We start from the raw sequence: 12338 nt of genomic DNA on the forward strand, positions 1-12338 counted from the left end.
TTCGTCGCGGCGATGGCCGGGATGCAGGTCGCCTTGGTCTGCCCGACCACCCTCCTCGCGCGCCAGCATTTCAAGCAGTTCGAGGAACGCTTCCGCGGCTTCCCGATCAATGTCGGCCGCCTGTCGCGCCTCGTCCCCGCCAAGGAGGCGAAGGAGACGAAAGCCGGGCTGGCCGACGGCAAGATCGACATCGTCGTCGGCACCCACGCGGTCCTGGCGAAGGGCGTCGAGTTCAAACGCCTCGGCCTGGTCATCGTCGACGAAGAGCAGCGCTTCGGCGTGACGCACAAAGAGCGCTTGAAGGCGCTCAAGACAGACGTCCACATGCTCACGCTCACCGCGACGCCGATCCCGCGCACGCTGCAAATGGCGATGTCGGGGCTGCGCGAACTGTCGGTAATCCAGACCCCGCCGGTCGATCGCCTCGCCGTGCGCACCTATGTGATGGAATGGGACGACATGGTGATGCGCGAGGCGCTGCTGCGTGAGCATCACCGCGGCGGACAGAGCTTCATCGTCGTGCCCCGCATCGCCGACATGGCCGATGTCGAGGAATGGATGCGCAACACCGTTCCTGAAATCCGGTACGTTTCGGCGCACGGCCAGATGAGCCCGACCGAGGTCGAGGAGCGGATGAGCGCGTTCTACGAGAAGAAGTACGAAGTGCTGGTTTCGACCACCATCGTCGAAAGCGGGCTCGACATACCGAGTGCAAACACGATTATCATCCACCGCGCTGACCGGTTTGGTCTGGCTCAACTCTATCAGCTGCGCGGCCGCGTCGGGCGCTCGAAACTCCGCGCCTATGCCTATCTGACGACGCGGGCCGGCAACCAGCTTTCCGAAGTCGCGGAAAAGCGGCTCAAGGTTCTGGGTGATCTCGACAGTCTGGGCGCTGGTTTCCAGTTGGCCAGCCACGATCTCGACATTCGCGGCGCTGGCAACCTGCTGGGCGACGAACAGAGCGGCCATATCCGCGAGGTTGGCTTCGAATTGTACCAGTCCATGCTGGAGGAAGCGATCCTTGAGGCAAAGGCCGGTGTGGCGGGCATCAAGGCGAGTTCCGCTGGGCCTTCTCCGCAGATCACCGTCGATGCGCCGATCATGATCCCCGAAGAATATGTGCCGGACCTCGCCGTCCGCATGGCGCTGTATCGCCGCCTCAACGATGCCGACAGCGCCGAGGAGGTGGATTCGCTGTCCGCCGAAATGATCGACCGCTTCGGCCCCCTGCCCGCGCCGACCGAAAATCTCGTCAAGCTCATCGAGATCAAGCGTCTGGCGATCGAGGCGAATATCGCCAAGGTCGACGTTGGCGCCAAGGGTTCGCTGGTCACCTTCCATGAAGACAGTTTCCCCGATCCGATGGGGCTGGTCGCTTATTGCCAGCGTCTGGAAGGCACGGTGAAGCTGCGGCCGGATAACAAGCTGGTCATCACCCGAACCTGGGGTGATCCGCGCTCGCGGCTCAATGGCTTGTATCAGCTCACCAAGGGCCTCAGCGGAATCGCGCGCAAGGCTCGCAAGTAGGTCGCGTTCACACTTCCTTTGCCTGACGCTGATAATGCCGCCCGGTCAGCGGCTTGGCCGCGCTATGCGAGGGTTCATGCGTGGCATCGAATGCGGTCACGTTCCACAGGAGCAGTCAGCCGGCACCGCTAGCCGTTGATCGATCCGCCGTGCCGCACGCGGTGCAGCGCGACTGGAAACAGATCACGGACGCCGACCTATCTGCGTGGCAAGCGCTTGCCCCGCGTGCCGCCGAGCCCAATCCGTTTTTCGAACCTTGGTATCTGATGCCGGCACTTCGCGCCCACGGCTACGATGCGAAAGTCAGCCTGTTTGTGCTGGAGCGCGATGGCGAATGGCTTGGCCTGTTGCCCATCGCCCGGCAGCCGCGATATTACGCCAAGCCGATCCCCAACCTGTCCGGCTGGATGCATGCCAACTGCTTCCTCGGTGCACCGCTGGTGGCACAGGGGTACGAAAGGGTCTTCTGGCAGGCGCTGCTGAGTTGGGCTGACGGTAACGCCAAAACGGCGCTCTTCCTACATCTGGCGCAAGTGCCGCTGGAAGGATCGCTGGCCGGGGCGCTGCGCGAAGAGCTTCACGAGACCGGCCGCACTGGAGGGATTGTCCACTGCCAGGAACGGGCACTGCTCGCATCGGAACTGTCGCCGGAAGACTATCTTGATGCCTCGATGAGCGGCAAGAAGCGCAAGGAACTGCGCCGGCAAGCGAACCGCCTCGCTGAAGAAGGCGAACTCGGCTTCGAACGGCGTGAAAGCACGCACGGTTTGGCCGAGTGGACCGAGGCATTCCTTGCGCTCGAGAAAGCTGGTTGGAAAGGCAATGCGGGATCCGCGCTGGCATCTGCTCCTGCCACAGCTGCTTTGTTCCGGGATGCTCTTGTCGGTGCTGCGGCGGCGGGCAGGCTCGAGCGGCTGATGCTGACCCTCGATGGCCGTCCCATCGCGATGCTGGCGAACTTCCTGGCCGCGCCGGGATCATTCTCCTATAAGACCGCATTCGATGAGAACTACGCCCGCTTCTCGCCCGGCGTGCTGCTCCAGCGCGAGAACCTTACGATTCTCGAGCGCCCGGGCATCGACTGGTGCGATTCCTGCGCGGCTGCCGATCACCCGATGATCGACCATATCTGGCGCGAACGCCGCGCCGTGGGAGCCCTGTCCATCGCCATCGGCGGAGCGCTGCGCCGCGCGCTGTTCCGCCCCTTGCTCAGCGCCGAACTGGGTCGCCGCCCTGACGGAGCCAGACTATGACCGTGTTTTCGACCGAAGCCCGCCGGACCTTTGCGGGCAATTACCCCGAGGTGCCGCACAAGTTGCCGCACGCGCTCGGCCAACATCCGCTGCTTGAGCTGGACGCGCTCGCCGCACTGGCCGAAATGCTGCCCGCCAGCAGTATCGAATACAACTTCGCTGACCTGCCCATCGGCGTTGACGGCAAGCCGGACCCCACCGGCATCCCCATCGGCGAAACCATCCGCAAGATCGAGGAAACCGGTTCCTGGGCCGTGCTCAAGAACGTCGAGCAGGTGCCGGCTTATGCCGAATTGTTGCACAGCCTGCTCGCCGAAATCCGGCCCGAGATTGAGGCGAAGACCGGCGCGATGCTGAAGCTGCAAAGCTTCATCTTCATCACCTCGCCGAATGGCGTAACGCCGTACCATTTCGACCCCGAGCACAACATCCTGCTACAGATCCGCGGATCGAAAGTCATGACCCAGTTCCCCGCCGGCGATGCGCGTTTTGCGCCCGACGAGGTCCATGAAGGCTATCACACCGGTGGTGCACGTGAACTCAAATGGCGCGAAGAATTGCTGGCCGGAGGCACCGAATTTCCGCTCTGCCCCGGCGAGGCGCTGTTCGTGCCGGTCATGGCCCCGCACTTCGTCAAGACCGGGCCGGGCAGCTCGGTATCACTGTCGATCACCTGGCGCTCCGACTGGTCCTTTGCCGAGGCGGACGCCCGCGCGCTCAATGGCGTGCTACGCCGCATGGGCTTCCGTCCGCGCAGCACCGGGCGCTGGCCCGCAACCAACAAGGGCAAGGCGCTCGGCTGGCGCGTGCTGCGCAAGTTCCGCAAGCCTCCGGCGGGTTGACCTGCTGCCGCTGACTGGCAATGGCCAAGCGGATGAGTGACGACAATTCTCCTGAAAGTCTGGTTGCCGGACTGCTGCACCTGCTCGACGTCGAACGCGTCGGCGACGATGCCTTTCGCGGTCGGCGCAAGCCCGGTGGCATCGGGCGTGTCTATGGCGGGCAGGTTATCGCGCAGGCCCTTGCTTCGGCCGAGCGCACCGTCGACCCTGACCGCGAGGTGCACTCCCTCCACGCCTATTTCCTGCGCGGCGGCAGCGAGGATCACGAGATCGACTTCGTCATTGCCCGCGATTTCGATGGCGGCAGCTTTTCCAACCGCCGGGTCGTCGCCAGCCAGCAGGGCAGGCCAATCCTCAACCTCACGGCCTCGTTCCACAAGCGCGAGCCAGGGGTGAGCCATGCGATGGAAATGCCGGTAGTCCCACAGCCGGAAGACTTGTTGAACGAAGCGCAATTGCGTGACAAGTATATCGAGATGGTGCCGCCTGAAATGCGCGCGCTGATCTCGCAATTCCGTGCGCTTGAGGTGAAGCCGGTCAATCCGGCGGCATGGGCTGGCCTCAGCGGGGGCGAACCCAAGCTGGAAACGTGGTTTCGCGCCCCTGCCGCGCTACCCGACGATCCGCGCGTGCATCGGGCAGTTCTCGCCTATGCAACTGACTACTCTCTGCTCGGCACATGCACCGTGCCCCACAAACTGAGCTGGATGACCGGCGCGGTTCAGGGCGCGAGCCTGGACCACGCGGTGTGGTTCCACGACGATTTCCGCGTCGACGACTGGCTGCTCTATGTCACCGACAGCCCCTGGGCCGGCCGCGCGCGCGGCTTTAACCGGGGCCGGATTTACACGCGCGACGGTAGGCTCGTGGCAGAATCGGCGCAGGAAGGCCTGATCCGGGTGCGGAAGAAAAAGGACGAGGCGGAAAGCTAGGCCTTCGCCGCGTCCTCCTTGATATGCTGGCCGCGCACCTGCGTGACCATGTCCCACACTGCGATGAACAAGGCCGCGATGATCGGCCCTATTATGAAGCCGGTCAGCCCGAACAGTTCAAGGCCGGCGACCGTGGCGATCAGCACGACAAAGTCCGGCAGCTTGGTATCCTTGCCGACTAGGATCGGGCGCAGCAGGTTGTCGATCAGTCCGATGACGAAGATCCCGCAGAACACCAGAATCGCGCCTTCCCAGAACGAGCCTGTCGCGATCAGGTAAAGCGCCACCGGCACCCAGATGATGCCTGTGCCCACCGCCGGGATCAGAGAGAAAAAACCCATCATCAGGCCCCACAGCAGCGCACCTTCGACGCCAAGCATCCAGAAGATCAGACCGCCGACAATGCCCTGCATGACCGCGACCGCAACTGTGCCCTTCATGATCGCGCGGACCACGGTGAGGAACTTCTCGATCAGCTCATCACGCAGCGTCGGATCGAGCGGCAGGGCTGTGCGGAACCGCTCACCCAGCTGTTCACTGTCCCGCATCAGGAAGAACGTGAGGTAGAGCATCACACCCAGCGCCGCGAGGAACGAGAGCGCGCCCTGCCCCACGGTCAGCGCTTGACCAGCCACCGTGCGCAGGCCGGTTGAAAGCCCGGGCGCGATCATTGTGCGGATACGCTCGGGGTCTGTCAGCCTATATTCCCGGGCCCAGCCCTCCAGCGGCCCAGGGAGTGCGTTCACGCCCTTGACGAGGATCGCGCCCAGGTCGAGTTCGCCGTTCTGCACACGCTCGTACAGCCCGCTAGCCTCTGCGACGAGACTGGCCCCCAACAAGGCTGCCGGAACGATGACCACGGCGACAATCAGCACCAACGTCACGCCAGCGGCAATCCCCTTGCGACCACCGAACTGCTTGGTCAGCCACAGGTAAAGCGGGCGAAACACGATTGCCGCGACCAAACCCCACAGGATCGCCCCGAAGTATGGCGTCAGCATCCAGCCGAACAGAGCCGTCACCGCGATCACAAGTGCCGCGAAACCGATGTTTTCCAGCGTCCAGCCGCCGATCTGCTTGCCCTTCATGGAAACGTGTACCCCCTGTTCGCGTCAGCCGCGCGGATGATAGAAGTCATATACGGTTTGCGCCACTGCTGCACTAACGCCTGGCGCGCGCTGAAGGTCCTCAAGCGATGCGGCGCGCACTTTGCTCGCCGTGCCGAAATGCAGCAGCATCGACCGCTTGCGCGCCGGACCGATGCCGGGAATCTCATCGAGCGGACTTGCGGTGATCGCCCGGCTGCGCTTGTCGCGGTGAGCACCGATGGCGAAGCGGTGCACCTCGTCACGCAGCCGCTGGAGATGGAACAGCAGCGCCGAATTAACCGGCAACATCTTCTCGCGCCCATCGGGAAAGTGGAACACCTCGCGCCCATCGCGCCCGTGATGCGGCCCCTTGGCGATGGCGATCAGCGGCACGTCCTCGATGCCCATTTCCTCCAACGTGTCGCGCGCGGCGCTCATCTGGCCCTTGCCGCCGTCGATCAGGACGAGGTCTGGCCAGGTGCCGCCATCGCGGTCGGGATCTTCATCTGCGGCGCGCGAGAAGCGGCGTTGGAAGACTTCGCGCATCATGGCGAAGTCATCGTTGGTCTGCGCGGTCTTGATGTTCCACTTGCGGTATTGGCCTTTGATAAAGCCTTCCGGACCGGAAACGATCATCGCGCCAAGCGCCTGCGCGCCCTGAATGTGGCTGTTGTCGTAAACCTCGATCCGCTGCGGAGGTTCAGCAAGTTCCAGGAATTCCGCCAGTTCGGTGTTGAGCTTGGCCTTGGTGCCGCTCTCGGCCAGCCGCCGATCAAGCGCCTCGACCGCATTGCGCTGCGCCTGTTCGATCAGGCGCCGCCGGTCGCCACGCTGGGGGACTGAGATTTCAACTTTGCCGCCAGCGCCTTCGCGGAATGCTTCGCACAGCAGATCCACCTCGGGCAGCGCACGATCGACGAGGATCAGGCGCGGCGGGGGAACTTCCTCGTAAAACTGGGCGAGGAAGCTCTCCATCACGTCTTCCTCGCTCAATCCCTCGGTATGGGTCGGGAAAAAGGCGCGGTGGCCCCAGTTCTGCCCGCCGCGAATGAAGAAAGCCTGTACGCCAACCTGTCCGTTACGTGTCGCCATGGCGAAAATGTCGGCATTGCCCACGCCCTCGGCATTGATTGCCTGGCTGCCCTGAATGAAGGTCGCCGCGCGCAATCGGTCGCGGAGCATCGCAGCACGCTCGTAATCGAGCGATTCTGCCGCCTCTTTCATCTGGCTTTCGATCTTCTTCTGAACCGCGCCGGATTTCCCGCCGAGGAAATCCTTCGCCTCGCCAACCAGCTCGGAATAGTCAGTCTCGGCAATGCGGCCGACGCAGGGGGCCGAGCAGCGCTTGATCTGGTAGAGCAGGCACGGCCGGTCTCGGCGGGAAAAAAAGCTGTCGGTGCAACTTCGCAGCAGGAACAGTTTCTGCAGCGCATTGATCGTGGTGTTCACCGATCCGGCGCTGGCAAACGGCCCGTAATAATTGCCCACCGCCCGCCGCGCACCGCGATGCTTGGTGATGCGCGGGAACGCATGATCGGCGCGCAGCAGGATGAAGGGAAAGCTTTTGTCGTCGCGCAGCAGCACGTTGTATGGCGGGCGATAGCGCTTGATCAGCTGCGCTTCGAGCAGCAGCGCCTCGGCCTCGCTATTGGTCGTTACGATAGTCATCGAGCGGGTCTGCGAGACCATCCGCTGCAGGCGCAGCGGCAGGCGATCGACCTGCGTGTAATTGGCCACCCGGGTCTTCAGCGCCCGCGCCTTGCCAACGTAGAGCACGTCGCCGCGCGCATCCTGCATGCGGTAGACGCCCGGACGCGGCGGCAGGGTGGCCAGAACCTCGCGAATTGCGGCGACTCCGGCCTCCAGATCGGGCTGGCTGCCCTTCATCGTATAGGTTGCGCGGTCCTCGTTGAAGCGCTCGGGCGAGTCCCGATCAGAAGGGGCGCCATCAGGGGGGACTGGGGTCTTGCGAGCCATGGCAGACAGATAGGCCCGCCATGGCCGCTGGCAAAGAGGGTCAGAAGCGTTTCGAGATATCTATCCCGATAAATCGGCCGGTCGGATCGATCAGGTCAGGCTGATAGCTGATCGGCACCGAGCCCGTCCCGTCGGTCACGCGCTGGCGTGAATCGAGCAGATTGTTGGCGACCAGAGACACCCGCACGCCTTTGAGCCACGGCGCGTCCTTCACCAGCCCCTTCATCTGGTCGAGATTGGCGAACATCCGCAGGTTGACCTTTGTGACGCTGCCAAAGCGCAGGTCGCTCGATCCGGGCAGGCCGGTGCCGTCGATCCGCGTCGGGGCAGTGTATGTCGCATTCAACCGCGTGCCGAAACCGCGATAAACGAACCCGGCGTCAGCCTCGAGCGAATGCCGCGCCACGCCGCCACCGCTGAGGGCAGCGCCGTCAAGCAGGTCAAGCACCGGGCCACCGGGGGAAACCGTGACAGTGTTCTGGAACTGGACGGTGTGGAACAGCGCGATGTTCCACCGCCCCTGCCCGTTGCCGCCGCCCATTGGGCCCATCATCGGAGGGCCGCCTCCGCCACCCATGCGCCCACCGCCCATCCGGCCACCGCCGCCGGGGCCGCGACCACCACCGGGCATACCCGCGCCGGCGGCGCCTTCCGGAGCCTTGCCGATTGGTCCGTTGACGTTGATGCCATAGCGCAGGCGCGAGGCATTTTCGGCAAAGAAGGTCACCGGCCGGCGGTCGATCGCGATCAGCCGTCCGGATGCATCGCGTGTCACCCGGCCTTGAAAGGCTGCTTCGATAGCCGGGGTTAGGACCGGGAACGATTCGGTGACATTGGATGACCGGTTGCGGAAGTATTCAGCAATCAGCATCGTGTTCTTGAGCGGCGTCTGCCAGTTGAACCCGAACTTGAGGTCGCGGTCGGTTTCCTTGAGCAGGCCCGGATTGCCGCCTCCGGTCACCGTAACCAGTGCCGTTTCGCCGCGCGTGAAATCAAACACGGGTACGTTGAAGCTGACGATCTGCGGATTGCCGAGTTCGGCCAGAGACGGTGCCTTTTCGTTGACGAGATAGCTGGCCTGAAGGTTCAGTTTATCCGTAACGCCCCAGGTCAGACCCGCGCTCCAGTCCTTCAGCGTGCCGAAGTCGGAAAGGTCGTTGATCCCGGCGCTGAGGTTTAGCGACAGGTTGCCCACCGCTTCCAGAAAGCCTTCGCGCCGGCTGGTGATCGGGATGCCGATGTTGACGCCCGCCGAGAGGTCATTGCGGTTGAGCGCAGTGCGACCGACAGCGCTGCGCGTGTCTTCGCTGGTGATACCGGTGTAGGCATAGCCGCCCTTGACCGTCATCGTAACATCACCGCCCGGCAGGTGCGCTGGCCGACCAATCAGGGTGACAAGGCTGGAAACCGTGTCGCTCGCCGTCCATGCACGATCCGCGCCCAGCGACGTTTGCGGCGGGATCGGGCCGGTAATCGGCAGGGTCCCGGAAAGCGCGGCAGCGGTCAGGACTCCGGTGTTCGCGCGGCGATCAATGCGCGTATCACTCTCGGTGCGTCCCGCATCCACAGTGGCGGAAAACTGCCAGGCGCCCAGCGGCCGATTATAGCCGCCGCCCGCCTGATATGTCGCGGTCTGGTTCGAGCGACGCAGCGGTTCGCCAAAGGTCCGAAGCGCCGTGGCACCGCCCGGTGCCGTCAAGGTCACCGTGTTGAGGCCCGACATCTGGTTGGTCGTCACCAGCGACATCGTGCCGTTGAGTGTCAACGATCCGGCCAGCCCGTTCTTGCCAAGCCCCTTGGCCCACGTGGCATTCAGCGAAGACGTGCTCCGGTCGGCAATCAGCGTGCGCGCAAAGGCCGGGTCGGGATCGGTGCTAACGCTTGAAATGCTGCCAGGAGACTGGATCACGCCGCGTTCCGATTCGGTCAGTTCGGTCGTGCGCTCATGGGTGCCGGTGATGTTGACGCGCCCGCCGTTCGCCACGGAAAACAGCGAGGCTTGCAGTTCGCTCGTTGCCGAACCTCCGCGATCCGGCATTCCGTATTCGGCGCTTACCGTTCGCTGGGCAAAATTGTCCTTAAGGATCAGGTTCACCACACGGGCATTGGCCGGATAGCCAAAGCGCAGGGCAACCTCCTCAGGCAGGATTTCCATCCGGCGGATCGCTTCGGGCGGCATGTCGCGCATTTCGCGGAACGAGCTGATGCGCTGGCCGTTGATCAGCATGATCGGCATCCCGCCACCGCCGCGTCCGCGACCAGAGCCGGTCTGCGGCGAGAGCGCGGCGAGCAGATCGCTTATCGAATTGGCCCCGTAAGAGGCGATATCCTTTTCATCGAGGACCTCGATCGGCTTTTGCGGCACGTCGAGCTGACCCTTGATGCGTTCGGCAACAACGACGATCTCGCCGGCCAGCGGCAGAGCTTCATCTTCTTCGAAAGGGGCGTCTGCGGCGACAGTCGGACTCGACTGGGCCAGGGAAGGAAGCGACCAGGCAAGGGCGACAACCGACAAACAGACTGCTGGGGCACGCAGTTTCATAGCGGCAAGGTGGGTGCCAAGCCCCCGTGATTCAAGCAAGTCGCGCAACGTAATAAATTGTCGCCTTTGCGAAAGTTTGCGAATTGGCCTGCACTCTTCCCTTTTTCGCTTTGCCCCGCTATGCCGCGCCGCGATCAGGGATTAACAGGACGGACGAGTATCGCCGATGGCGAAAGAAGAACTTCTCGAAATGCGCGGCATGGTGGTCGAACTGCTGCCCAATGCCATGTTCCGCGTCCGGCTTGAAAACGATCACGAAATCCTTGGCCATACAGCCGGCAAGATGCGCAAAAACCGCATTCGCGTGCTCGTCGGCGATGAAGTCCTTGTTGAACTGACGCCTTATGACCTGACCAAGGGGCGCATCACTTATCGCTTCATGCCCGGTCGCGGCGGCCCCGGCCCGTCTTGACGCGCAGGGTGGTGAACCCTTCGCTTATTCTGGCCTCCGCCTCTCCGCGCCGCCGCGAACTTCTTGGCCGTATCGGGATAGAGCCGCTGGCGATCAACGCCGCCGATATCGATGAAATACCGCTGAAAGGCGAAGTGCCGCGTACCTATGCTGTGCGCATGGCGCGCGAAAAGGCGATTGCTGCAGCCTCATCCGAAGCTTTCGTTCTGGCTGGTGATACGGTCGTTGCTTGCGGCCGGCGTATCCTGCCCAAGGCTGAGGATGAGACGGCAGCGCGGGAATGTCTGAAATTGCTTTCAGGCCGCCGTCACCGGGTCCTGTCCGCCGTGGCTCTGCGCACACCCAGCGGCAACCTGCATGAGCGCCTTTCGGAAACAATTGTCCGCTTCAAATGCCTCTCAGCCGCAGAGATCGAAAGCTACATCGCCGGCGGCGAATGGTCAGGCAAAGCCGGCGGCTATGCCATTCAGGGCAGCGCCGAGGGACTGATCGCCTGGATCAGCGGCAGCCACTCGGGCGTCATGGGCCTGCCTTTGTACGAAACGCGCAGCCTGCTGGCCGCCGCCGGATTCGACCTTGCCTGAGTGGCTGGTCGAGGAAGGAATCGGCGAGCATCGCGCGATCCTGGTCGAGCGAGGGGAGATCATCGGCGCCCGGGTTGATTGGCTGGAGAACGTGCGCCCCGGCCTGATTGCCCCTGCCCAGTTGGTTTCAAAACCGCGCGGCACGGCACGAGGGCTTGCCCGCTTTGACGACGGAACCGAAGTTCTGGCTGACCGGATTCCGGCGAGCGTCAGCGAAGGAAAGACCCTCCTGCTCGAGATAACCCGCGCCGCGATTGCCGAGCGGGGCCGCAACAAATTGCCGCAATCGCGCCCCGCACCTGAAGGCGCGGTTCCACGTGACGGCCCCAAGCTGATTGAAGAGCTGCAGGCGAGCGAATTCCATGTCACCCGCTGCCGGTCCGCCGATGGCGCGTTCAACGATCTGGGCTGGGATGAACTGGTCGAAGAGGCGCTGTCCGGCGCTGTGGCCTTTGCCAATGGCAGCCTGGCGATCGATGCCACGCCGGCGATGACCGTGATCGATATTGATGGCAACCTCCCCCCACTCGCGCTTGCCTTCGCAGCGATCCCGTCACTGGTCCAGAGCCTGCGACGGCTCGACATCGCCGGATCGGTAGCCATCGACTTTCCGTCGATTGAATCGCGCAAGGACCGGCAGGCAGTCGATGCCGCGCTTGCCGAGGCGCTTTCGAACTGGCGCGGCGAGCGGACAGCGATGAACGGCTTCGGCCTCGTCCAGCTTGTCTCGCGGCTTGAGCGACCTTCAATTCTTGCACGGTATCGCCGGGCACGCGGCAGGCTGGGAATGGTCACGCTGGCGCGCCGGGCCGAATGCTCTCCGGGACACGGCTCGCTGCTGCTGTGCGCCCATCCGGCGCTGCGCCAGCATATACCCGATGACTTCGCGGCAGCTGTTTCGGCCCGTACCGGACGCTTTCTAAAGTGGGAATGGAGCGAATCGGTTGCGCTCGAAGCGCCCTATGTGCAGTCGCTGAGCGAATGAACCGCCCTGCCCGCAAATGCCCGATCTGCGCCAAACCCTGTTCAGAGGAACACGCGCCCTTCTGTTCCACCCGTTGCCGCGACCGCGATCTGGTGAAGTGGCTTGATGATGGCTATGTCCTCGCTGGACCGGCGGTCAACGACGAGAATGATGAAGAGGCCTGAATTTCACTTTTTCGAAGCCATTCACTCTT

Annotated in this window: 11 protein-coding genes; 8 read left to right on the plus strand and 3 right to left on the minus strand. The window is 63.5% G+C overall.

Annotation, left to right across the window (positions count from 1 at the left end):
• The 4 genes from RMO89_RS13300 to RMO89_RS13315 form a co-directional block, all read left to right on the plus strand.
• On the plus strand, nt 1–1530 hold a 1530-nt coding region (locus RMO89_RS13300; protein ID WP_310533665.1), incomplete at its 5' end, for a TRCF domain-containing protein.
• 80 nt (nt 1531–1610) lie between these two features.
• Nucleotides 1611–2783, plus strand: coding sequence for a GNAT family N-acetyltransferase (locus RMO89_RS13305; RefSeq protein ID WP_310533666.1), 1173 nt, complete (start codon nt 1611–1613; stop codon nt 2781–2783).
• Nucleotides 2780–3625, plus strand: a complete 846-nt coding sequence (locus RMO89_RS13310; RefSeq protein ID WP_310533668.1) for a transcriptional regulator — start codon at nt 2780–2782, stop codon at nt 3623–3625. Before RMO89_RS13305 ends, RMO89_RS13310 begins: the two co-directional genes overlap by 4 nt.
• Before the next feature lie 32 nt (nt 3626–3657).
• Complete coding sequence (locus tag RMO89_RS13315) at nt 3658–4557, plus strand: acyl-CoA thioesterase II (protein ID WP_310533669.1); 900 nt, start codon at nt 3658–3660, stop codon at nt 4555–4557.
• On the opposite strand, the gene RMO89_RS13320 is transcribed toward RMO89_RS13315, so the two are convergent.
• From RMO89_RS13320 to RMO89_RS13330, 3 genes are read right to left on the minus strand one after another with little or no spacing between them, the layout of a single operon-like run.
• The gene (locus RMO89_RS13320) at nt 4554–5645 is read right to left on the minus strand and encodes an AI-2E family transporter (protein WP_310533670.1); all 1092 of its coding nucleotides are present in this window, start codon (nt 5643–5645) and stop codon (nt 4554–4556) included. The genes RMO89_RS13315 and RMO89_RS13320 overlap by 4 nt on opposite strands.
• Before the next feature lie 24 nt (nt 5646–5669).
• Nucleotides 5670–7622: an excinuclease ABC subunit UvrC gene (gene uvrC, locus RMO89_RS13325; protein WP_310533671.1), complete on the minus strand. Its 1953-nt coding sequence runs from the start codon at nt 7620–7622 to the stop codon at nt 5670–5672.
• Nucleotides 7623–7662: 40 nt separating this feature from the next.
• Nucleotides 7663–10164 carry a TonB-dependent receptor domain-containing protein gene (locus RMO89_RS13330; protein ID WP_310533672.1) on the minus strand — a complete coding sequence of 834 codons (2502 nt, stop codon included), beginning with the start codon at nt 10162–10164 and terminating at the stop codon, nt 7663–7665.
• A gap of 166 nt (nt 10165–10330) precedes the next feature.
• On the opposite strand from RMO89_RS13330, the gene infA reads away from it, so the two are divergent.
• The 4 genes from infA to yacG are packed head-to-tail and all read left to right on the plus strand — an operon-like array spanning nt 10331 to nt 12309.
• On the plus strand, nt 10331–10576 hold the full coding sequence (gene infA, locus RMO89_RS13335; protein WP_264415920.1) for a translation initiation factor IF-1: 246 nt from the start codon (nt 10331–10333) through the stop codon (nt 10574–10576).
• Nucleotides 10577–10584: 8 nt separating this feature from the next.
• Nucleotides 10585–11160, plus strand: coding sequence for a Maf family nucleotide pyrophosphatase (locus RMO89_RS13340; RefSeq protein ID WP_310533765.1), 576 nt, complete (start codon nt 10585–10587; stop codon nt 11158–11160).
• A complete protein-coding gene (locus RMO89_RS13345) occupies nt 11153–12145 on the plus strand; it encodes a ribonuclease E/G (RefSeq protein WP_310533675.1) in 993 nt (330 codons plus the stop codon). Before RMO89_RS13340 ends, RMO89_RS13345 begins: the two co-directional genes overlap by 8 nt.
• Nucleotides 12142–12309, plus strand: a complete 168-nt coding sequence (gene yacG / locus RMO89_RS13350) for a DNA gyrase inhibitor YacG (RefSeq protein ID WP_310533677.1) — start codon at nt 12142–12144, stop codon at nt 12307–12309. Before RMO89_RS13345 ends, yacG begins: the two co-directional genes overlap by 4 nt.
• Nucleotides 12310–12338: the final 29 nt, after the last annotated feature.

Source organism: Novosphingobium sp. (assembly GCF_031424035.1).
Classification (GTDB): domain Bacteria; phylum Pseudomonadota; class Alphaproteobacteria; order Sphingomonadales; family Sphingomonadaceae; genus Novosphingobium.